Origin of the sequence: Vibrio sp. ECSMB14106 (genome assembly GCF_000972265.1) — a bacterium.
Lineage (GTDB): Bacteria > Pseudomonadota > Gammaproteobacteria > Enterobacterales > Vibrionaceae > Vibrio > Vibrio kanaloae.
On record NZ_LAUM01000033.1, the window covers coordinates 15,784 to 35,636 of the forward strand.

General features: G+C 43.6%; 23 protein-coding genes. 5 read left to right on the forward strand and 18 right to left on the reverse strand.

Features of this window, described 5'->3' with window-relative positions; translation table 11 throughout:
• Window positions 1-9: 9 nt before the first annotated feature.
• On the reverse strand, window positions 10-864 hold the full coding sequence (gene ubiA, locus WR49_RS17955; protein WP_046224924.1) for a 4-hydroxybenzoate octaprenyltransferase: 855 nt from the start codon (window positions 862-864) through the stop codon (window positions 10-12).
• Window positions 865-1,404 carry a chorismate lyase gene (locus WR49_RS17960; protein WP_197078541.1) on the reverse strand — a complete coding sequence of 180 codons (540 nt, stop codon included), beginning with the start codon at window positions 1,402-1,404 and terminating at the stop codon, window positions 865-867.
• A gap of 173 nt (window positions 1,405-1,577) precedes the next feature.
• Here WR49_RS17960 and WR49_RS17965 point away from each other — a divergent pair, with 173 nt between their 5' ends.
• Window positions 1,578-1,985: a flagellar basal body-associated protein FliL gene (locus tag WR49_RS17965; RefSeq protein ID WP_017055515.1), complete on the forward strand. Its 408-nt coding sequence runs from the start codon at window positions 1,578-1,580 to the stop codon at window positions 1,983-1,985.
• A 76-nt stretch (window positions 1,986-2,061) separates the two neighbouring features.
• Here WR49_RS17965 and glpG read toward each other — a convergent pair whose 3' ends face one another.
• From glpG to ftsY, 6 genes are all read right to left on the reverse strand, one after another.
• The gene (gene glpG / locus WR49_RS17970; RefSeq protein WP_017055516.1) at window positions 2,062-2,907 is read right to left on the reverse strand and encodes a rhomboid family intramembrane serine protease GlpG; all 846 of its coding nucleotides are present in this window, start codon (window positions 2,905-2,907) and stop codon (window positions 2,062-2,064) included.
• Between the two features lie 54 nt (window positions 2,908-2,961).
• Window positions 2,962-3,285: a thiosulfate sulfurtransferase GlpE gene (glpE, locus tag WR49_RS17975; protein WP_046224926.1), complete on the reverse strand. Its 324-nt coding sequence runs from the start codon at window positions 3,283-3,285 to the stop codon at window positions 2,962-2,964.
• Window positions 3,286-3,711: 426 nt separating this feature from the next.
• A complete protein-coding gene (gene rpoH / locus WR49_RS17980; protein ID WP_017055518.1) occupies window positions 3,712-4,569 on the reverse strand; it encodes an RNA polymerase sigma factor RpoH in 858 nt (285 codons plus the stop codon).
• Window positions 4,570-4,746: 177 nt separating this feature from the next.
• On the reverse strand, window positions 4,747-5,715 hold the full coding sequence (gene ftsX, locus WR49_RS17985; RefSeq protein WP_046224927.1) for a permease-like cell division protein FtsX: 969 nt from the start codon (window positions 5,713-5,715) through the stop codon (window positions 4,747-4,749).
• Window positions 5,702-6,379, reverse strand: coding sequence for a cell division ATP-binding protein FtsE (gene ftsE / locus WR49_RS17990; RefSeq protein WP_017055520.1), 678 nt, complete (start codon window positions 6,377-6,379; stop codon window positions 5,702-5,704). The genes ftsX and ftsE overlap by 14 nt, the downstream gene beginning before the upstream one ends.
• A 76-nt stretch (window positions 6,380-6,455) precedes the next feature.
• Window positions 6,456-7,706, reverse strand: coding sequence for a signal recognition particle-docking protein FtsY (ftsY, locus tag WR49_RS17995; RefSeq protein WP_046224928.1), 1,251 nt, complete (start codon window positions 7,704-7,706; stop codon window positions 6,456-6,458).
• Between the two features lie 230 nt (window positions 7,707-7,936).
• Here ftsY and rsmD point away from each other — a divergent pair, with 230 nt between their 5' ends.
• Both rsmD and WR49_RS18005 read left to right on the forward strand, forming a co-directional pair.
• The gene (gene rsmD / locus WR49_RS18000; RefSeq protein ID WP_017055522.1) at window positions 7,937-8,533 is read left to right on the forward strand and encodes a 16S rRNA (guanine(966)-N(2))-methyltransferase RsmD; all 597 of its coding nucleotides are present in this window, start codon (window positions 7,937-7,939) and stop codon (window positions 8,531-8,533) included.
• 16 nt (window positions 8,534-8,549) lie between these two features.
• Window positions 8,550-8,816, forward strand: coding sequence for a DUF1145 domain-containing protein (locus WR49_RS18005; RefSeq protein WP_017055523.1), 267 nt, complete (start codon window positions 8,550-8,552; stop codon window positions 8,814-8,816).
• A gap of 116 nt (window positions 8,817-8,932) precedes the next feature.
• On the opposite strand, the gene WR49_RS18010 is transcribed toward WR49_RS18005, so the two are convergent.
• From WR49_RS18010 to WR49_RS18020, 3 genes are all read right to left on the reverse strand, one after another.
• Window positions 8,933-9,517, reverse strand: a complete 585-nt coding sequence (locus WR49_RS18010) for a YhgN family NAAT transporter (RefSeq protein ID WP_029626862.1) — start codon at window positions 9,515-9,517, stop codon at window positions 8,933-8,935.
• Between the two features lie 121 nt (window positions 9,518-9,638).
• Complete coding sequence (locus tag WR49_RS18015) at window positions 9,639-10,259, reverse strand: lysoplasmalogenase (protein ID WP_046224929.1); 621 nt, start codon at window positions 10,257-10,259, stop codon at window positions 9,639-9,641.
• A gap of 926 nt (window positions 10,260-11,185) precedes the next feature.
• Window positions 11,186-11,560, reverse strand: coding sequence for a hypothetical protein (locus WR49_RS18020; RefSeq protein ID WP_017055526.1), 375 nt, complete (start codon window positions 11,558-11,560; stop codon window positions 11,186-11,188).
• A 242-nt stretch (window positions 11,561-11,802) separates the two neighbouring features.
• Here WR49_RS18020 and WR49_RS18025 point away from each other — a divergent pair, with 242 nt between their 5' ends.
• Window positions 11,803-12,132 (forward strand): DUF2500 domain-containing protein, encoded by a 330-nt coding sequence (locus WR49_RS18025; RefSeq protein ID WP_017055527.1) that lies wholly within the window; start codon window positions 11,803-11,805, stop codon window positions 12,130-12,132.
• A 35-nt stretch (window positions 12,133-12,167) separates the two neighbouring features.
• Here WR49_RS18025 and WR49_RS18030 read toward each other — a convergent pair whose 3' ends face one another.
• From WR49_RS18030 to rhtB, 7 genes are all read right to left on the reverse strand, one after another.
• Window positions 12,168-13,181, reverse strand: coding sequence for an acyltransferase (locus tag WR49_RS18030; RefSeq protein ID WP_046224930.1), 1,014 nt, complete (start codon window positions 13,179-13,181; stop codon window positions 12,168-12,170).
• 169 nt (window positions 13,182-13,350) lie between these two features.
• Window positions 13,351-14,571, reverse strand: coding sequence for an organoarsenical effux MFS transporter ArsJ (arsJ, locus tag WR49_RS18035; protein WP_046224931.1), 1,221 nt, complete (start codon window positions 14,569-14,571; stop codon window positions 13,351-13,353).
• A 97-nt stretch (window positions 14,572-14,668) separates the two neighbouring features.
• Window positions 14,669-15,160, reverse strand: coding sequence for a cyclin-dependent kinase inhibitor 3 family protein (locus WR49_RS18040; RefSeq protein ID WP_046224932.1), 492 nt, complete (start codon window positions 15,158-15,160; stop codon window positions 14,669-14,671).
• Window positions 15,161-15,201: 41 nt separating this feature from the next.
• A complete protein-coding gene (locus WR49_RS18045) occupies window positions 15,202-16,203 on the reverse strand; it encodes an ArsJ-associated glyceraldehyde-3-phosphate dehydrogenase (RefSeq protein ID WP_046224933.1) in 1,002 nt (333 codons plus the stop codon).
• A gap of 158 nt (window positions 16,204-16,361) precedes the next feature.
• Complete coding sequence (locus tag WR49_RS18050) at window positions 16,362-16,703, reverse strand: metalloregulator ArsR/SmtB family transcription factor (protein WP_017104736.1); 342 nt, start codon at window positions 16,701-16,703, stop codon at window positions 16,362-16,364.
• A gap of 99 nt (window positions 16,704-16,802) precedes the next feature.
• Window positions 16,803-18,023, reverse strand: coding sequence for an EAL and HDOD domain-containing protein (locus tag WR49_RS18055; protein ID WP_046224934.1), 1,221 nt, complete (start codon window positions 18,021-18,023; stop codon window positions 16,803-16,805).
• A gap of 45 nt (window positions 18,024-18,068) precedes the next feature.
• The gene (gene rhtB, locus WR49_RS18060) at window positions 18,069-18,686 is read right to left on the reverse strand and encodes a homoserine/homoserine lactone efflux protein (protein WP_046224935.1); all 618 of its coding nucleotides are present in this window, start codon (window positions 18,684-18,686) and stop codon (window positions 18,069-18,071) included.
• An 81-nt stretch (window positions 18,687-18,767) separates the two neighbouring features.
• On the opposite strand from rhtB, the gene WR49_RS18065 reads away from it, so the two are divergent.
• The gene (locus WR49_RS18065) at window positions 18,768-19,748 is read left to right on the forward strand and encodes an alpha/beta fold hydrolase (protein WP_017055535.1); all 981 of its coding nucleotides are present in this window, start codon (window positions 18,768-18,770) and stop codon (window positions 19,746-19,748) included.
• Window positions 19,749-19,853 lie beyond the last annotated feature (105 nt).

Genomic DNA, 19,853 nt, shown 5'->3' on the forward strand with positions numbered 1-19,853 from the left:
AGCTAAGTTCTACCAGAAGGTAATGAACAAACCGACAGTTACTGCCATCCCAACATAGTTGTTGTTGAGGAAGGCTTGGAAGCATAGGTCTCGGTCGCGATGACGCATCAAGTGCTGTTGGTACACAAACAAGCCCCCTACCGCTAACAAAGCCCAGTAAAAGATATCACCCAAATGGTAATGCATGCCCACTGCAATCAACATCGTCAGTGTTACTAACTGCAAAAAGCCAACGATAAGCTTATCGAATCGGCCAAACAAAATAGCTGTCGACTTAATGCCAACCTTAAGGTCATCATCGCGGTCGACCATGGCATATTGTGTGTCGTAGGCAATCGTCCAAAATGCATTCATTATAAAAATAAACCAAACAACACTTGGTAGATCATTGGTTTGTGCCGCCCAAGCCATTGGTATTGCCCAGCTGAAAGCCAACCCAAGGAACAATTGTGGAAGATGGGTAAAGCGCTTCATGAACGGATAAATGAAAGCTAAGCCAATTCCGATAAAAGACAATTTGATGGTAAGAGGGTTCATAGTTAGCACCAACAAGAATGAGACCACAGCCAGTGCTAAAAAAAGTAATATGGCTTCTCTACTGGAAACCAAACCTGAAGGCAATGGACGCTGCTTGGTTCGTTTTACATGGCCATCTACTTTGCGATCAGCAAAATCATTAATCACACAACCAGCTGAGCGCATCAGCACCACACCTAATACGAAAACAATCAAAACATCAAGGTCAGGCATGCCTTGCGCGGCGATAATCAACGACCACAAGGTCGGCCAAAGAAGTAACAAAGTACCAATTGGGCGATTCATTCGTGTTAATTGCCAGTACGCCTTCGCTTTGGTAGCAAGCATTTACACACTCTCCTTAGAGTAAATGGGGGATGTTGGCAAAAACAGTTCTGCGACGAGCATAGGCTTGTGATTCATCCATAAACGAGAACGACGAGCGAGCAATCGCTCTTCGCCTACAATAACCCAACCAACTTGCAACGCATCTCGCTTTACGTTTTCGGCATTAAACACGGTGAGACCGAGCGGGATGTTCCCTTGTTGAGATAAGTCTGAGTGTTTATCTTCTAACGTCACTCTGGGAATTAAGGTTCGACCTAGTACCCACGGCGCGTCATCACCTTTTAAAATCACTTTACGTAGTAAGCAATCAAACGATGATAAAAGCTGTTCCTCATCGGGTTGCAGCATTGATCGCTCTACAACTTGATTATGAAGCAACTCAACCGATAAGTGCTGGCAGCTCCTTCCTAATTTTCGAGAAAGAGATCCTTGCTCCATAAGCCACTCTTTGGCGGTTTCATTAGGAAAATCAAATATTTCTGTGTTTTGCCAATCTACATTCATTAACGAATTAAGATACAGCGATATTGGCTGATTCATACTAGTATTCAATAGGTGACTTTACACGTACAATAAAGCTTCAATTTTCGAACAAACTCAAAGCGCTGTTGAATTGTAAATGTATTTAGATTTAGATTTAGATTTAGACCGCTCATTGTAACAAGACAAACGCGTTTCGAATATCGCGAATAAACTAAAGAAAAGTCACAAATATGCACAAACGTTATGTAGCCCAAGTATTTCTTGCGATTAGCCTGCTCTTTTCAGCATCAAGTTTTGCTGAAGAGGAGTCTATATCTAAACTCGCTTACTTCACGCTAGAACCAGACCTGACAACCAACTTTTATACTAAAGGTAAAAAACTGGGCTATATCCAAGTACGCCTCGACATCATGGTGGCCGATAGTCATGACTTAGCGACCATTGAACATCATCAGCCATTAATCCGTGATGCTGTTATTGAGTTACTCGGCAAGCAGAATGAAGAAACCATAAAATCGCTATCAGGTAGGGAAGATTTAAGAAAAACCTTGGTTGAACATCTTAACAAGATTTTACTTCCTGAGACGGGGAAAACCCTCATTGCTGACTTACTGTTTACCAAATATCTTTATCAGTAATGATGTAAAAACGAATCCCAATAAAAAAGCGGCTCACCTGGCCGCTTTTTGGTATCTATCAGTTGTCGGTAACTAATCACTCGCTCCTTGCTGAACTAGGCGCTTTCATGGAATCAACTAAACCGATAATCACACCTGCGACTAAACCTGCTAAGTGAGCAGTATTTGCGATCGCCATGAACGGCTGCATGTACCCAAGCACCAACCACACCAACATAAAGCCGACGATCTGTCTTGGGATACCCAAACCAAATTGTGGAGCCTTCGCACCAACAACCCAAAGATAACCAACCAAAGCATATACCACACCAGACAGGCCACCGAAGTTCGCACCTTCAACCCAATATTGCCCAGCACCAGAAAGCGCAGAAGAGACAGCAAAGATCTGAAGTAACTTGAAGCCGCCTAGCTTTTTCTCTATGTCTCCTCCTAACTGCCACCACCACAAAATATTAAATGCGATGTGCATAACAGAGAAGTGCAAAACAGCATGACTCAACCAACGCCACAACTGCCATTGTTGGCCATCAAGCGCTGGGAAATGTAAGGCATTGAAAATCGTCTGACCGAAGCCTATCTGCTGCAGAGCAAAAATAACCACACATAGCAACATGATACCGAGTGTCACTGGGCCAGCTTTGGCTTTTATCATGCCCATGAAGCTAGGGGTATGATAATGAAAGCTACTCTTTCTGGTTTCCACCATATCCCAAGATGCCGCTTGGTAGCGCTTATGGTTTGGCTCTGATAGGAAACGATTGAGCTCTGACTCTGTTTCAACCTGATGCTGGCTATCTGTCAGCCAAAGAGAAAAACGCCCCTCACCTTCAGGAAACATTTGAATAGGGATCTGGCGAGAAGCCATGTAATCAATAAATGCTTGAGCAAGACGCGGGTTGTCTAACACCATCAATCTAATCATTGTTATTTCCTATTCATGCTTTAGAGACGCTTAAAGTGGTTAAAGTACTAAAGGCTATAACCCAGCGATCACTGGAAGTTCAGCACGATGCCAAGCTTCAAAGCCACCATCAACACTATATACCTCTTCAAAGCCTTGGTTCACTAAATATTGTGCGGCACCTTGGCTACTAATACCGTGGTAACACATCACCAAAATAGGCTGTTCGAACTCGACTTCATCCATAAAGGACACCATCGTATCGTTCGTAAGATGGTAAGCGGTTTTTGAGTGAGCAACCGCAAATGACTGCGGGTCACGTATATCGACAAGTCGAGCTTCGCCTTGTTCAATGAGGGCTTGAGCGCCTTTAACGTCGATATGTTTAAACTGGTCCATGACTCTCTCTTTTATGCTGATTTACTTTGCTGCCATTGTAACCTATCCCAAGGCCAACAATCACATCCACTTAATAAGGTTATCCACCAACGATCACTTTTACACCGTTTGTGGATAAACCTGTGTATTGCGTGAATAAAGTGTTTTTTTAAAATAGATCCACAACATGTAGTAATGATCCTGATCTAACTGTGGGTTAGTTGAAACATATCCCCACCACTAAAACCCCTTCAAAGCCTTACTACACCCTGCTTTTAGACAGTTGACGAATAAACTTTTCACAGAGTTATCCACAAAATCATTTTGCAAATTTCGATCGCAAAATTTGAGAAATCGATCCGAAACAAAAAAGGCCGAGATCTCTCGATCCCAGCCTTTTCAAAATTTAGTTTGCTAGCTCTACTATTAGATAGAAGCTAGATACTATTAGAAATCGCCAACGGCTTGTTTCAACTTCTTCATAGCATTTTTTTCTAACTGGCGAACACGCTCTGCAGAGATACTGTAGGTATCCGCTAAATCTTGCAGTGTTGCTTTGTTATCATCTAACCAACGTGAGCGCACAATATGCTGGCTACGCTCATCTAAGCTTGCCAATGCTAGCCCTAAACGATTGTTGGTGTGTGATTCCCAGTTAGCCGCTTCAACCGTTTCAGCAACGTCTGACGCTTTATCTTCTAGGTAGTAAACAGGGGCAGTGTAAGCAGAGCCACCGTCGTCGTCGTCCATTGGCGCTTCAAACGTAGCATCTTGGGCCGCTAAGCGAGATTCCATTTCTCGAACCTCTGAAGGCTCAACTCCCAATTCACGAGCAACGGTCTCAACTTCACCGTTATTGAACCAACCTAAGCGCTTTTTAGACTTACGAAGGTTAAAGAACAATTTACGCTGTGCTTTAGTGGTTGCGATTTTAACGATACGCCAATTACGCAACACGTATTCATGAATCTCAGCTTTGATCCAGTGAACAGCAAAAGAGACCAGTCGAACACCAACTTCTGGGTTGAAGCGCTTAACAGCCTTCATCAAGCCGATGTTACCTTCTTGAACGAGATCGGCCATTGGCAGCCCGTAGCCTGAGTAGCCTCTTGCAACGTGTACCACGAATCGTAAGTGGGAAAGGATTAAACCTTTCGCAGCATCGATCTCACCTTTGTAATGTAATCGCTCTGCAAGTCCACGTTCCTCTTCAGGCGTCAGCATTGGGTAGCTGTTCGCTGATCGGATATAGCTATCTAAACTATCTTGTGTGACTAAAGCCATTTGATACGCTTGGTTTGCCATTCGGTTCCTCATCAATCTCTGATCTGGAGTAATACATCTATTAAAACCCAACAATCTTGAACCTAAAATGAACAGGTTTCAAGGCGGGGGAAGTAATTATGCATAATCAATTCTTCTATACAAGGCAAAGTCTGGTTAAGAAGTGCCTATTTTTCGTCTAATTATGACTCTATTTTCCTAAACTGGTTCAATTTCTTTTAGGTGACGCTGCGCAGAGAACTTCGCAGCCACACTACCAAGCAAGGTTCCAACGATCAAAAGCAGTAAAGACTCATCCCAACTCAGGCCTATTAATCTAAAGTGGCTATCATAAAGCTGCGCTAAATCGTCAACGGCACTGTTCAGCAATACAGTAATCAATGCCGTCATTACCCAAGCGCTAATCGAACCTAAAACGCCAAACCACATGCCTGCATAAAGGTATGGTCGAAGAATGTAGCTGTCGGTCGCACCAATCAGCTTCATGGTTTGAATCTCTTCTTTATGCGCCAACACATTAAATCGTAGTGTATTGCCGATAATCAGAAATACCGCGCCCAACATCAATACCGTTAAGGTAATCACGATGACCGCCGCTAATGCTTTGATCGCATCTAATCTCGCTAACCAATCTTCGTCTAGGCGAACATCGGTCACTAATTCTTGTTGTTTAACTGTGCCTGCCAGCTCTTTAATTAAGGTATCGCTGTGTACGCTTGGCGTAATCACCAGCACACCTGGCAGTGAATAATCGTCTAGAATGGTTAGGGCGTCTTCAAAACCAGAGTATTGGCTAAGATCTTCAAGTCCTTGCTGTGGAGAAATGTATTCCACCAGCTCAACTTGATCCCAATTTTCTATTTCATCTTTAAGTACCATCACCCTAGGCTCAGGGATACCATCCTCCACATAAGCACTAATTTGTGACGGGCTTGTGACGTCTTGAGCTACTTCACTAACGTTTTTGCCTAACAAATATAAGCAAGCAGGCATTGTCAGCGCCATTGAGATCACCGCTAACGTAAGCAAATTACCCAGCGGACGTTGCCACATTTGTGAAAACGATGACTTGGCTTGCTTCCAGTGAACAACAAAAAATCCGTCACTTGAAGTGCGGGTTTTAGCTCGGTTGGATTGAGGTTTCTTGATACGCTTATTCGCGGCCATAATCTTCAACCTCGCTCAAAAAACCTTGGTTTAACTCCAGGTGACGATATTGAGGGCGAGTATTCACTAACCCGATATCGTGCGTTGCTAGGATAATAGAGACACCCGCGCGGTTGAACTCTTCAAACAATCTCAACACACGATTCGATAACTCAGGGTCTAGATTACCTGTTGGCTCATCCGCTAACAGTAGAGTAGGACGATTAACCACGGCGCGAGCAATACCCACGCGTTGTTGCTCACCACCAGAAAGCTGGCTTGGCAAACAACGGGCCTTGTCTAGTAGCCCGGTTTTATCTAGTGCAGCACTGACTCGGCGTTTTACTTCATTTTCAGAAATAGACTCAATACGCATCGGCAGGGCGACGTTATCGAAAATCGAACGATCCATCAGTAGGCGGTGGTCTTGAAAGACAATTCCTATATTACGACGTAAAAATGGAATGTCTTTGGCTGGGATACGAGTGATATCGTGATCGTTAAACCACACGCGCCCATCGGTTGGACGCTCTATCGCACATATCAACTTCAGCAAGGTACTTTTACCAGCTCCAGAGTGCCCACCCAAAAAAGCCATCTCTCCACGTTTAAGATGAAAGTCCACTTTTTGGAGCGCTTGTCGTCCGCCTCGGTAGGCTTTACTCACTTGCTGAAATTTGATCACCGAAAATTCCTCTTACGATCACTCATATCAAATTTAAAACGGTAGCCGGTTAAGAATAAACCACCAGCCACACGCGTTATTCTTCACGACTAAATAGTGCTTCAATGAAGTCTTTCGACTCAAATGGACGTAAGTCATCGATACCTTCACCGACACCAATATAACGAATTGGAATCTGGAACTGGTCTGCAATTGAGAAAATCACACCACCTTTCGCCGTACCATCTAGCTTAGTGAGCGTAATCCCCGTTACCGGTGCGACTTCACTGAATAGTTTTGCTTGGCTGATAGCATTCTGACCAGTCCCTGCATCAAGTGTTAGCATGATTTCGTGCGGTGCAGAGTCATCAATCTTCTTCATTACACGAACAATCTTGCGTAGCTCTTCCATCAAGTTGCTCTTGTTCTGCAAACGACCTGCTGTATCAGCAATCACAACATCGACACCACGCGCTTTCGCGGCTTCAATCGCATCGTAGATAACAGACGCGCTGTCCGCACCTGTGTGCTGAGCGATAACCGGCACATCGTTACGCTGCCCCCAAACCTGAAGCTGTTCAACGGCTGCTGCACGGAATGTATCACCCGCCGCTAACATCACTTTCTTGCCTTCACTCTGGAACTGTTTCGCCAGCTTACCGATGGTGGTTGTCTTACCCACACCATTCACACCGACCATTAAAATAACGTAAGGCGTTTTAGTCGTATCAACAACCAATGGCTGTTCCACTTGGCTTAAGATATCTGCCATCTCTTCTTTGAGCAGACCATAAAGCGCCTCACCGTCTTTTAGGTCATTGCGAGATGCTTTTTCTGTCAGATTTTCAATGATCTTAACGGTGGTATTCATCCCCACATCAGCGATCAGAAGTTGCTCTTCTAGCTCTTCAAACAGATCTTCATCGATTTGCTTGCCTTTGAACAGACCAAAGAAACCCGCACCGATGTTTGCTTTAGTGCGGCTTAGGCTGCGCTTAAGGCGAGCAAAGAAGCTTTCTGTCGGCTTTTCTTGAACTTCTTCAACCTTAGCTTGAGGAGCTGCCACTTCTTCCTGTTCTGCTTCTGCTTCTGCTTCTGCTTCTGCTTCTGCTTCTGCTTCTGCTGCGACAGGTTGCTGCTCTTGTTGAGCTTCTTCAAGCGCTTGCTCAGGTTCAGTTGGCTTAGATTGTTCAGCTTCAGGCGCGACCTGTTCAGCCTCAACTTGTGATTCAACTTCAGTTTGCTCTTCAACGTTTTCTACGTTCGCTTCATTCTGCGTTTTTGGGCTTTGTTCTTCTTCACCAAAACCAAGCCACGATAATAATCCGCGCTTCTTTTTTTCCGTCATCCGAGGGGTTCCCTAGATCTACTAATTAACTGTATTGACTTAATGCACGTCGACTCTTTGCTATTGTTATACAATACAATCTTGTACAAACGAATAGTAAAGAAAAATAACAAAGCAGTGATAAGTTTGCTTTTAGCTTGATACACTTTGTCATTGCAAATTTATTTAATACTCGAACCCACTTAAATTGGGCTCGGTATAGTATCACTTTATTAGCGGTCAAAAAATCTATGGTAAGACGTCGCCAGCAAAACACATCACAAAAAAAGCCATCCGGGGGCTTTGTTCGAATTATTAGTGGCTCATGGAGAGGAAGAAAACTGCCTGTTCATGATTTAGAAGGCTTACGCCCAACCATTGACCGAGTAAAAGAAACACTCTTTAACTGGGTTGCACAAGATATCCCACACTCGACGTGCTTGGATGTATTTGCCGGTTCTGGTGGCCTAGGTTTTGAAGCAGCGTCTCGCCAAGCAAAAATGGTGACACTGCTCGAAATGAATCAAAAGGCCGCCAAGCAGCTTTCTGATAATGCTAAAGAACTCAAAGCAGACAACATCAATGTCGTGAATACTGATGCTATCTCTTTCCTTAAGAAACCGGGCACTCCTTACGATATGGTTTTCCTTGATCCACCATTTCGTAAAGGCTTACTGGCAGAAACAGTACAACTGCTTGAGAGTAACGGTTGGCTCGCAGAGAACGCCATTATTTACGTCGAAACAGAGAAAGAGCTGCAACTCGAAGCTATGCCAGAAAACTGGAAATTGCATCGCGATAAGACGACTGGCCAGTCTAGTTACCGACTGTTCAATCGAACGACTTAAGAATAGGAGTTATTGAATGAATATCTTGCTTCCACTAGCAAAAGCAGCCATCGCCTTTGTTTGGTTTGTCTTAATCGTCAATATTTTTCACCCGTTCCCGGGTAATGCGGCGATTGCGCTTTATATCATGACGGCATTCTTGTTCTTCATGCATGGCCTACAGATGCTGATCTTTATCGGTGCCTTCGGCGATAAAATTGAAATGTCGCGTTGGGAGAAATGGTCAATTCTGATTTTTGGAATCTTCGCCCTACTCGATATCCGTCGTAAACACATGATGTAATCGAGCTTAAGGATCAAATTTACAAAGCTTAGATACAGACAACATCCTTACGAAACAGTAGAAACAAAAACGCCGCTCAGTTAAGCGGCGTTTTTTATTGAACGATAGTAACAATACTAGCCCATGTAACTCTTCACACCATCCAAGAACATTTGAGTCGAGAGCATAACTAGCAGCAAGCCCATCAAGCGTTCGACAGCTTTAAGGCCTCTCTCACCCAGCACTCGCAAAAAGAAGCCATTAAACATAAGAATGAAGAAAGAGGCTCCCCATGCCAGTAGCACAGCAGCAGAAAGCTCTAACATGTTGTCAGGGTGCTGTGTAGAAAGCAGAATCAATGCCGCAATCACTGATGGCCCAGCAATCATAGGGATCGCCATCGGTACGATGAACGGCTCTTCACCGGCCGCTAGGCCAGTAATGCTGCCAGCACTTGGGAAAATCATCTTAATCGCGATAATAAACAGAATTATACCGCCAGATATACTTAAAGTTTCAGGCTGTACATGCAGGAAGTTCATAATGCTTTGACCTGCAAACAAAAACAGCAACAAGATGACGAGTGCGAACATCAACTCACGAATAAGAACAATACGACGACGTTTTGGATCGAGATGCTTAAGGATAGAGAGTACGATTGGCAAGTTGCCAAGCGGATCCATAATGAGAAACAGCATGGTGGCTGCAGATAATATTTCCATAAGTTTATCTCGAAAAACGTAAGTGCGCGGAAGTATAGCAGCCTCAACATTGATTTTCGAACACAGTAGCAAACTCGGTAATTTATACAGCCAGAAGAGTATTTATAGAGATACGTTTACCCTAAATGGTAAGGGAAGCAACAATAAGAGCATGTGCGAGAAAGTAACTGCCTGTTACCCAAAAGTAGGCCCCCTTGATTGGGCTACGATAACAATTTAAAGCATACGTCAATGCGGAAATCAGCAATACGCTACAGCCAACAAAACCAACCGCATGCGACAATTGAGGATCCAGCAGCCAGACCTCACCAGCAGCCCATGCCAGCTGAATAAGCACCATACCCATGATAACCACAGGAAAGACAAGTTTGTCTAAACGAGGTAATAATAAGAAGAAAGCGACGATACATGCCGCCAATAGTAGTGCGAACAACCACCAGACCATTTCTCCCGACAGCTGTAACCAAAATGCTTTGCTGTAACAGAGTTGAGCCACCAAAAAGCAAACAAAATAAAGAGTACGTTTGTAAGTGAGAGAGTGAAGGACATCGGCAATCGCAGAGACAACCAACCCTGCCACCAACCAATAGGTAAAATCAGCCACAACCGACTGAGTTAAAGCAATGACCGCCAATAATACAAAGGTAAAGACCTTATACGATAAAGCCTGACCGATATGTCCATGTTTCGTTCCTGTTATTGCTCCAATACCAGACAAGGAAACCGCTAACCAACTCCACATACCATTTACCCTATTGCTTTAAATCGTCGCCAGTCTAGGCACACGAGTGTTGATGTAAAGCCTCAGCCCTTCAAAATTGGATCTTGATTACGCTTCCACTAAAAAGAACCTCTTTAGATTGAAGTCGTAACAATTATCACTACGATCATGATTACTGGTTTAACATTAAAGCGATTTATCGGAAAACCCGCCTAAAAGTACATTACAACCTTCAGCATTCGATTTTGGTCATTTCTAGCTTATCGAAATCATAGTAAACCAGCGATTTTCGCTAATATTCATACTTAAAAAATAAAAGAACCTCCATTAAAACCTAATAAATACATAATATTAGATTATAAAAAACAAAATTAACTGACAAATGATAATTACAGACAGGAGTTAACTCTTAAAGTAAGTAACTTGTTTTTTTATCCCCATATTTGTCAGCCGCCTCCAAACTCTTTGTAAAAATCACCACCAAAACGAAACCAAAAATGAAAAAATAAAACAAAAATCAAACATAGGCACAACCAACCCTCATTAATACAGTTTAACAACCTTTAACAATATAAATCACAAAAACCAACCATTAAAAAACAGCAACTTAAAAGAAAACAGAGCAAAAATAAACCACAACGACCAAAATAAGAACACACCAAAAAACACAGTTAAACATAGAAAAACAAGATAAAAAGCAACAGTTCTCTATCACTTTTAAAGCCTTAGAAAGTAATTATTGATCTAAACCCATAAGTAATGCTATTCTTTAAAATATAGCGAAAGACAACCAAATTTAGGAGTAGTGTTATGATTTCATCTTCGCAAAAGCAAGGACTTGTAATGATCGCGGTAGTTGTAGGCCTCATGACGCTACCGATGATGTACTAAAGCAAGTTACAAATAAAAAAAGGGACGCTTATAGCGTCCCTTTTTTGTTCAATTTTTCACTTAGAAAACAGGTGCAACTTTAATACATCCCAATTCGCATAATAGAAACCAGCAGCAGCTAAAGTCATTACCATCATAAGTAATATCGCAACTCGCCAAATAAAACGACCACTACGTGGCGTCAGTTCCTTCTCACACTCGTTACACATCATTATAAATTGATGTTGATCTTCCAATTGAGCATCATGCTCATTTACTACCTTATTACGACATGTTGCGATATAACGCAGCTTGATTATCATATCGTGCGGTAGCCTTTCTTCACAGCTTGTTACAAGTTCATGCAGGCCTTCGCCTTCAGCGTGATAGTGTAGTCTCAATAATTTTTCTATATTGCGAACTCTTGTCACCACTTTTTCAATGTCGGTCATCTTGGCCTCCCGCTCCACACTATAATTCTAGTCGAGCATTTCCTTATTCTTATACAAAATCACTGTTATTTACGAGAGAAAGAGACAATAAATAACAATGCTTTAAACCAAACTGGCTATTAAATGTGAAGTCTACCGAAAAATAATCAGCTTAGCTTACAACAGTTCACGAATAGTGGCTTTCAACACACATATCGATTGCCGAAAGACTAGAATAACCACCTCAACAATATGGAGGTTATATGCCCAATTCACTCTTTTTTTCTATCTTTGCACTCGCAGTTCTAGCGGCTTGGGCATTTCTTGTTTTCTACCGAAAACACATGCAAGGCGAAAATGCACCAGAAAAGAAAGTGAACGTCACGGTACTAGATAAACAGTCCATCGACCTTCCCGACGTAGAGCCAGGCCAAGAAGATCAAGAGTACTGGATTTACGTTCAACGAGGTGTCGTTGGTCCGAAACGAGAATTCCAAGTCGGCATCCACTACTTTCACGCGCTTAATCCAGGAGATAAAGGAACCCTAACCTATCAAGGTGATAAATTCTTGCACTTTGCGTTGAAACGCTAATCGTAAGCGGTCTCAAACAATTATTAGACTTACTTCTACGGCAATAACCAGCGTGTTTTTTCGGACTTAGATACCAGCCAACTCATCCATAAAGCCCCTGCACCACTAATCACAATCCATAACGGAATGACCCAAACAGGATGCCCTTGATACCAACCGAACGCTTTCATTGACCATAAAAAGATAGGGTGCAGCAGATAGATACCCAAACTGTGCTTACTGATAAAACCAACCACTTGATTACTTTTTTCAGATAACCCTTCTCCAAAATAGCGACACAGCATAAACACCATGCTTGCTGCCAATACGGTATTCAGCGTCTTGTAAGATAACCAACGGCCAACCGTGTACTCCTCAGCGATTAGACTCGCATCAACCACCATGTAAACCGTGGTTAATAACGCTAGCCCACCCAGTAACACACTCACACCAACTGTCATCTTGTTAAGTGGCACAGTCTTATACAGCAAGTAACCCAATGGTAAGTAACCGGTGTACAACCACAACTCGTGACTCCAAGGGCCATCGATTTTCAGTAAGAACAGCAATGTTGTGAACAACCATACCGCCGTAAAGGCATAGACCGATCTATCACCGTACTTTCTAACCATGATCTGCAAGAACGGAATCACAAAGTAGAGCGGGATGAAGTAATAGAAGAAACCAAGGTGGTAATAGGTGTAATGATGGTAGCTATTGAGCAACACGTCCCAACTGACGTCGGCATCAAAGCCCATTGCCGACCAACCCGACAGGTAAGTATAGAAAAGCGACCAGACAATGAAAGGTATCAGTACCTTGCCCAGACGACGCTTGAGGTAGTATTTGGCGTCAAACGGGCGTTGATCACTGAGCATCAGTGCGCCAGTAATCAAGATGAACACAGGCACAGCCCAACGGCTGAATCCATTGACGGTGATTGCTGTTAACCATTCGCCGAAAGGAATGGTTCCTAGCTCGTTGCGATAAGGCGCCAAAACATGAATCGCGATAACCGCTACGGCCGCGACACATCGTGCTAAATCAAAAAAGAGAATTCGCTGCTTCATGTAAATGCCTGATTAATATTCAATCATTCGACTATAGCAATAAAAAAGCTGACCGGAATAAATACCAGGTCAGCTTATTGTTAAAGGAGAAGCATATCGCGAATTAAGATCATTCGACTTTAGATTATGAGACTTTAGCTCTTGTGAATGAAGCTCTTACGAATGAGGATCATGCGGCTGATGTTTGCGGTACCTTAGGTAAACGCAAAGAAATCACCGTTGTTATCGCTAAGAACACGAACGATACCCACAAACACGCAGACAAACCGGCCATTTGAAATACCAAACCCGACAGAATGGTGCCAATCAGACGGCCCATCGCGTTTGCCATGTAGTAGAAACCAACATCAAGCGACACACCATCGCCTTTCGCATAACTCACAATAAGGTAAGAGTGGAGTGATGAGTTTACCGCGAAGATAGCGCCAAACACCATCAAGCCACCAATGATAGCTAACTCTGGTTGCCAACCTATCTGTACCGCATACGCAATACCAGCCGTCACAATAGCCAATGCGCCCGCCCACAATAGCGCAGCATGACCATCAGGCACCTTGCCTTGTGCTTTACCGGTAATCTTAGGTGCTATGCCCTGTATCAAGCCATAAGCGATGGTCCAAGCCGCTAAGAAGCCACCAACCCATGAATGATCCCAACCAAACACGCTGCCTAGATAAATAGGTAGACCAATCACAAACCACACATCACGAGCACCAAACAGGAACATGCGTGCCGCAGACAGGATGTTGATGGATTCAGATTTAGAGAAAATCTGTTTGAACTTAGGTTTTGTTTTCGCTTTACCCATGTCCGCTTCTAAGCTCACCACACTACCAATGAAAACCAAGGTCAGTACAGCCGCCATCGCCAACACAGCGTATTGGAAGCCAATTGTAGAAAGCAACAAGCCACCAATAAAGAAACCCGCACCTTTAAGCGCATTTTTAGAACCAGTCAGAATAGCGATCCACTTATACAAAGCACCTTGTTGCTCATCAGGCACCAAAGTCTTAATCGAGCTCTTTGCACTCATCTTATTGAGATCTTTAGCAATACCAGATAAGGCTTGCGCCGTCATCACCCACGGAATGGTCAACATTGCGGTTGGCACCGCGAGCATCCCCAAGGCGACGACTTGCATCCCTAAGCCGATGTTCATCGTCTTATTAAGTCCAAGACGAGCCCCTAACCAGCCACCGATTAGATTAGTGACCACACCAAAGAATTCATAGAAAAGGAACAGTGAGGCGATCTCTAACGAACTGTAGCCAAGATCGTAAAAATACAGGACCACCAGCATACGAAGTGCACCATCAGTAATGGTGAAGTTCCAGTAGTTGAAAGTCACCAACATATATTGGCGAACGCTCTTACTTAGATTTGAAAACATAATGCTATCTCTACGATCTAAACAAAAAGAGCTTTTGGATCATGATAAGTTCAACACTTCAGATACCAAAAGCTCCTTGGATAACAATGATGGCTTATTAGCTGTTCGCTACGCCATTAATATACTCAACCTGGATTGGTCTAGTGAAGGCTCCCGGGCGAAGTGACTGTACTTCTTGAACAATCCTGCTCAGATCCCAGCTCTTTTCTAACAATAAGTGTGCTGCCAACAAACCAGTACGGCCTGACCCACCCATGCAATGCATCGCTACCTTACCGCCGTTATCCACCACTTGGTGCAACGCAGGGCTCGCCGCCTGCCATTTCGCAGCAAAATCAGCGCCTGGCGCACAATCGTCTTCAATCTCGATCTGGAACCACTGCATGCCTAATGTTTGCGCTTTGTCACTTAGCTCAGAAACATTCTTGCTCGCCAGTTCTTGACTGTCTAAAGCTGTCACAATCGCTTCTACACCTTGCGCTTTAAGTTGAGCCAGAGATGCATCTAGGTCAGCTTCTTTGGTACCTGGGCACGGAGTAAGCACTAACGCACCAGTTTCTAAATCTAGTTGCCATGTTGGGTGTGTCATTATTTATTCTCCAGATTCTACTATTTCTTAAATACGCAGGCTTATGCGAGACCAACTGTACGTACAAGCTCAGCGGTACGTGTCGCGTAGCCCATCTCGTTGTCGTACCAAGCGTAGATCTTAACCATGCGCTTACCTACCAACATGGTTGATAGTGCATCTACGATAGTTGAACGTTGGTCGCCTTTGTAATCGATAGAAACCAGTGGGCGCTCTTCAAAACCAAGAATGCCTTTCAGTTCGTTCTCAGACGCTTCTTTCAGCATCGCGTTAACTTCTTCTGCTGTTGTGTCTTGCTTCACTTCGAAGATGATGTCTGTCAGAGAAGCGTTCGCTAGTGGTACACGAACTGCGTGGCCGTTAATACGATTTTCCAGCTCTGGGAAGATCTCAACAATCGCTTTAGCGCTGCCCGTTGTGGTTGGGATAAGGCTCATGCCACATGCACGTGCACGTCGTAAGTCCTTGTGGGGCGCATCAAGAATAGTTTGCGTGTTGGTTAGATCATGAATGGTCGTGAAAGAGGCATTCTCGATACCAAGCTTCTCATTGATCACTTTAACCACTGGCGCGATGCAGTTTGTTGTACACGACGCTGCGGTTACGATTTGGTGCACTGCCGGGTCGAAGATGTTGTCGTTCACACCAACAACGATGTTTGCGATGCCTTCTTCTTTCACTGGCGCCGATACCACAACACGTTTCACGCCCTGCTCTAGGTATTTGTTTAGGAAAGATGTCTTACGGTGAACACCAGTCGCTTCGATAACGACATCACAGCCAGACCAATCGATCGCATCAATGTCGCGCTCTTTTGTGGTTTTGATGCGTTGACCGTTGATGATCATCTCATCGCCTTCAACAGCCACTTCGTGATTCCAACGACCTTGAACCGAATCGAACTCTAAAAGGTGCGCCAATGTCGCGGTGTCGCCAGCAACGTCATTAATTTGTACAAATTCTAGCTCAGTCCAATCGAATGCTGCGCGAAGTGCTAAACGGCCGATACGGCCAAAACCATTAATACCTACTTTGACTGTCATTTTCTGTTCTCTCAGTTAATTGCTTTCATATTTGAAACTGCAGCGTTGTTGACTGTGTTCACTTACCCTAATCACATAGGACATCTATGCTCATAGGGATAATTTCACTTGTCGCCTAGCTGCAACTCCAACTATTTCGGCAATAAGTTTTAATGTACTTAAACGCAACATTGAGGGCGTGAAGTCATGGCTTCTAGTCGTTCAATGTCTTGTTGATATTCAGTTTTCAAACAGTTCGATGCGATAAGGTCATCAATTAACTTTAGCATCCAACCCGGTAAATCTTGTGACAAGCGATAAAACACCCATTGCCCTTGGCGAACGTCAGTCAAAATGCCATTTGAACGCAACTGCGCAAGATGGCGTGAAACCTTTGGCTGACTTTCTTGCAATGCCTGAGTCAACTCACCAACCGATAAGCACTCATTGCGAACTATCAACATTAAGCAACGCACTCGCGTTTCATCGGACAGTAATTTAAAAAATTGGTGAGGAAGCATAAAAACATACTCATATATGGATATACATATATATTAGATATAAAAAAACGCACGTCAAGGCGTGCGTTTCAATTGTCATTAAAGTTTAACAAAGATAAATCAAAGCTGGTTGGTGATCGTATGGCTCCAGCGTCGAGCTTCAGTGAGCTCTGTTTTAACCTGCTCCACGTTCAGCCCTAGATTTGCGCAATGCTCATCGATCTGTTGCCAATCTGCATGTTCAAAACTCTCTTCAAGCGCCAATAATGTGCCATAAGGTCCCTCTCTGCGAAGCAGAGCGACCTTGATGCTTTTACATAGCGGTAACTGCTCGACAAGGTTCTCTAGCGACAGGTCGAGCAGTGCATCCAACAACGAAAACAAACCAATCATAAAGGCTTGCTCTTGGTGCCCTTCAAATGCTTGGTAGCGAGACATACGCTGGCAAAACTGTGCACGCTGCAAAGACAAACCGTATAGCTCTTTTGATTTTTTATCAGAGACATAAGAGGCCACCGCCAACGAAACAAACATTTTCAGCTTATCTTGCCCCAGATAAACCAAGGCCTGACGGAATGAAGAAATGGTAACTTCAAGTCGTGGAGACATAGTGTTCACAAAACGCAACAGCTTATAGGACAAAGCAATATCTTTAGCTACGATGCTTTCGACACGCTGGAAGTCAACATCAGGCTTACACACTTCCTGGAATAGCTCCATGGCAATCACTTGCTCTGGGCTAATGTACTTAGTCTTGATAATTTCTGGCTTACTAAAGAAATAGCCTTGGAAGAACTTAAAACCGGCCTCTTTTGCTTGCTGGAATTCTTGCTCGGTTTCGACTCTTTCAGCAAGAAAGCTAAACTTCTTCCCTTGATGCGCCTTCACCAAATCGCACGCCTCATCCAAACCCATCTGCATAATATCGAGCTTAACAATATGCGTGTACCTGAGAAAACGTTCCCACTCAGGTGTTGAGGTGAAATCATCAAGGGCAATCATATAACCCGCTTGATAGAGCTCTTTAACGGCCTCTAAGAGCTCATCGGTCGGTGTACAGGTTTCAAGAATTTCCACCACGACCTTGTCTTTAGGCAAGCTTAAAGGAAGCCGACGAATCAGGCTCTGGTACGGAAAATTAACAAAGCAACGTGAAGACGGAATCGAAGGGTTGAGTCCAACCGACAAGAAGTTCTCAACAATCAGACGATACGTTGCTCGATTGGACTCAATATGCGCTGGATAGGCATTCCTTTCTCCATCGCGAAACAACAGTTCATAACCAAGCGTGTTCTTATTACGATTTAAGATAGGTTGTCGAGCAACGTACGTAACGGTCATTTATTGATAACTCTAATTGGTTTAACGAGAACTCTATTGCTTTCACTAAGCTTTGGCAGCAGCCAGCAAGGCACCGCAGCCCATGAACATACCACCAAATATTTTATTTATCTTACCCATTATGCGATCTGAACGGATAAAACGCCCCATTTGTGAAGCTAATGAGGTGTAACCCAACATAACAACACTATCAATAAATACCGTCGTAACACCTAACACTAACAGTTGCGGTGCTTGCGGTTGTGTCGGGTCAATAAATTGAGGAAACAGAGCCACCAAAAATACGATAGATTTAGGGTTGGTGAGGTTAATAAGTACCGCATTTCTCAGCAGCTTGCCACTCGATAGGGTAGAGCTCTCTTCAGAAGCCACTAAGCTAGAGCTATCACGCCATTTTTGAATACCTAACCAAACAAGATAAACCACGCCAACCCATTTGATAATGATGAACGCCAATGCAGATTTAGCCACTAATGCACCGATACCCGCCCCCACCAACATGATGTGGAATGCAAGGCCTAGCTGTAAGCCTGCGATCGATGCGAGTGATTTCTTGGTGCCATAACTTAGCCCATTACTGATTGAATTCACGGTGCCGGAGCCCGGAGCCAAGCTAAACAAAATCGCAGTAACGACATAAGCAAGCCAAACATGAGTATCCATTTGCATTTCCTTACTAGTTCTTTAATCTAATAACATTAGTAGCAATAAAGCTCTCACACGTATTAGCTCAGGTAACTTTCCATGGAAAACCACAGTGTCACCCCGTTTTCTTACACGCAAGAACCTCAGTTCGAGCAAGCGATTAGACACCTGATCCCTACCCTTTGGCAACAACGAAAAGAAGGGTATATAACATCATCTGGTAAAAAGAAACTGTATTGGTGTAGCTTAACCTCATCAACACACACCAAAGCCATTGTGATTGCCAATGGTCGTATCGAATGTTGCTTAAAATACCAAGAACTCTTTTATGATCTCTACCAGCAAGGTTATGACGTTTATTCATTTGACCACCAAGGTCAAGGTCAGTCAGAGCGAATGGTAACAGACTCTGACATTGGTCACATTCATGAGTTTGATGATTATGTATCCGACATGTCTGACATCATTGACAGTTTTGACCTTAGCAAGTATGACAATCGTTACTTGTTGGCTCACTCAATGGGCAGCACTATTGCTACACGCTACTTGCAAACACACCCCGAACAGCCGTTTGACAAAGTCACCCTGTGCGCTCCAATGTTTGGTATCAATACCGAGTGGTATCTTAAGCCCATCGCGATGGTTGTTGGACAAGTACTCACCGCTTACCATATCAAGCCTGTCTATGCTCCAGGTCAACAAGCGTACAACTCAAAGCCATTTGAAACTAACCTGCTAAGCCACAGTCAGGTACGTTATCAATGGTTCCGAAACTTATATGAAGAGTCTCCCGCATTACAAGTAGGCGGAGCGAGTACCCGTTGGGTATGGCAAGGGTTAATGGCGGCAAAACAGTCAATCCAGCAAACTCGTCAAATCAAAATTCCGTTGCTGTTGATTCAGGCTGGGGAAGAGAAGATTGTCAGTAACTATGCTCAAATAAAGTTCATCAATAAGCTAAGAAAAACCAACCCCGTTTGCCAATTAAAAGTCATTGAAGGCTCTAGGCATGAGGTGTTATTTGAACAAGATAAATACCGTAACCAAACTCTGGATGCCATTATTCAGTTTTTTGTTTAGCTCAGCACACCAAGAGAGATTAATTACAACTAAGATAAGCGCTAAAGAGGAAGAGAAGTAAGTGAGCTTTGCCCTCTTTTCTTGCGCAGATTTGGCATACAATTT

Bases quoted from the DNA above. Each gene is read 5' to 3' on its own strand.
- rhtB (WP_046224935.1), bottom strand. From the start codon at position 18,686: ATGGATACTCATGTTTGGCTTGCTTATGTCGTTACTGCGATTTTGTTT.
- glpE (WP_046224926.1), bottom strand. From the start codon at position 3,285: ATGGACCAGTTTAAACATATCGACGTTAAAGGCGCTCAAGCCCTCATT.
- ftsX (WP_046224927.1), bottom strand. From the start codon at position 5,715: ATGGCCGCGAATAAGCGTATCAAGAAACCTCAATCCAACCGAGCTAAA.
- ubiA (WP_046224924.1), bottom strand. From the start codon at position 864: ATGCTTGCTACCAAAGCGAAGGCGTACTGGCAATTAACACGAATGAAT.
- WR49_RS18030 (WP_046224930.1), bottom strand. From the start codon at position 13,181: ATGAAGCAGCGAATTCTCTTTTTTGATTTAGCACGATGTGTCGCGGCC.
- ftsY (WP_046224928.1), bottom strand. From the start codon at position 7,706: ATGACGGAAAAAAAGAAGCGCGGATTATTATCGTGGCTTGGTTTTGGT.
- WR49_RS18005 (WP_017055523.1), top strand. From the start codon at position 8,550: ATGAATATCTTGCTTCCACTAGCAAAAGCAGCCATCGCCTTTGTTTGG.
- WR49_RS18015 (WP_046224929.1), bottom strand. From the start codon at position 10,259: ATGTGGAGTTGGTTAGCGGTTTCCTTGTCTGGTATTGGAGCAATAACA.
- WR49_RS17965 (WP_017055515.1), top strand. From the start codon at position 1,578: ATGCACAAACGTTATGTAGCCCAAGTATTTCTTGCGATTAGCCTGCTC.
- glpG (WP_017055516.1), bottom strand. From the start codon at position 2,907: ATGATTAGATTGATGGTGTTAGACAACCCGCGTCTTGCTCAAGCATTT.
- rpoH (WP_017055518.1), bottom strand. From the start codon at position 4,569: ATGGCAAACCAAGCGTATCAAATGGCTTTAGTCACACAAGATAGTTTA.
- WR49_RS18050 (WP_017104736.1), bottom strand. From the start codon at position 16,703: ATGCTTCCTCACCAATTTTTTAAATTACTGTCCGATGAAACGCGAGTG.
- WR49_RS18055 (WP_046224934.1), bottom strand. From the start codon at position 18,023: ATGACCGTTACGTACGTTGCTCGACAACCTATCTTAAATCGTAATAAG.
- WR49_RS18010 (WP_029626862.1), bottom strand. From the start codon at position 9,517: ATGGAAATATTATCTGCAGCCACCATGCTGTTTCTCATTATGGATCCG.
- rsmD (WP_017055522.1), top strand. From the start codon at position 7,937: ATGGTAAGACGTCGCCAGCAAAACACATCACAAAAAAAGCCATCCGGG.
- arsJ (WP_046224931.1), bottom strand. From the start codon at position 14,571: ATGTTTTCAAATCTAAGTAAGAGCGTTCGCCAATATATGTTGGTGACT.
- WR49_RS18025 (WP_017055527.1), top strand. From the start codon at position 11,803: ATGCCCAATTCACTCTTTTTTTCTATCTTTGCACTCGCAGTTCTAGCG.
- WR49_RS18045 (WP_046224933.1), bottom strand. From the start codon at position 16,203: ATGACAGTCAAAGTAGGTATTAATGGTTTTGGCCGTATCGGCCGTTTA.
- WR49_RS18065 (WP_017055535.1), top strand. From the start codon at position 18,768: ATGGAAAACCACAGTGTCACCCCGTTTTCTTACACGCAAGAACCTCAG.
- WR49_RS17960 (WP_197078541.1), bottom strand. From the start codon at position 1,404: ATGAATCAGCCAATATCGCTGTATCTTAATTCGTTAATGAATGTAGAT.
- WR49_RS18020 (WP_017055526.1), bottom strand. From the start codon at position 11,560: ATGACCGACATTGAAAAAGTGGTGACAAGAGTTCGCAATATAGAAAAA.
- WR49_RS18040 (WP_046224932.1), bottom strand. From the start codon at position 15,160: ATGACACACCCAACATGGCAACTAGATTTAGAAACTGGTGCGTTAGTG.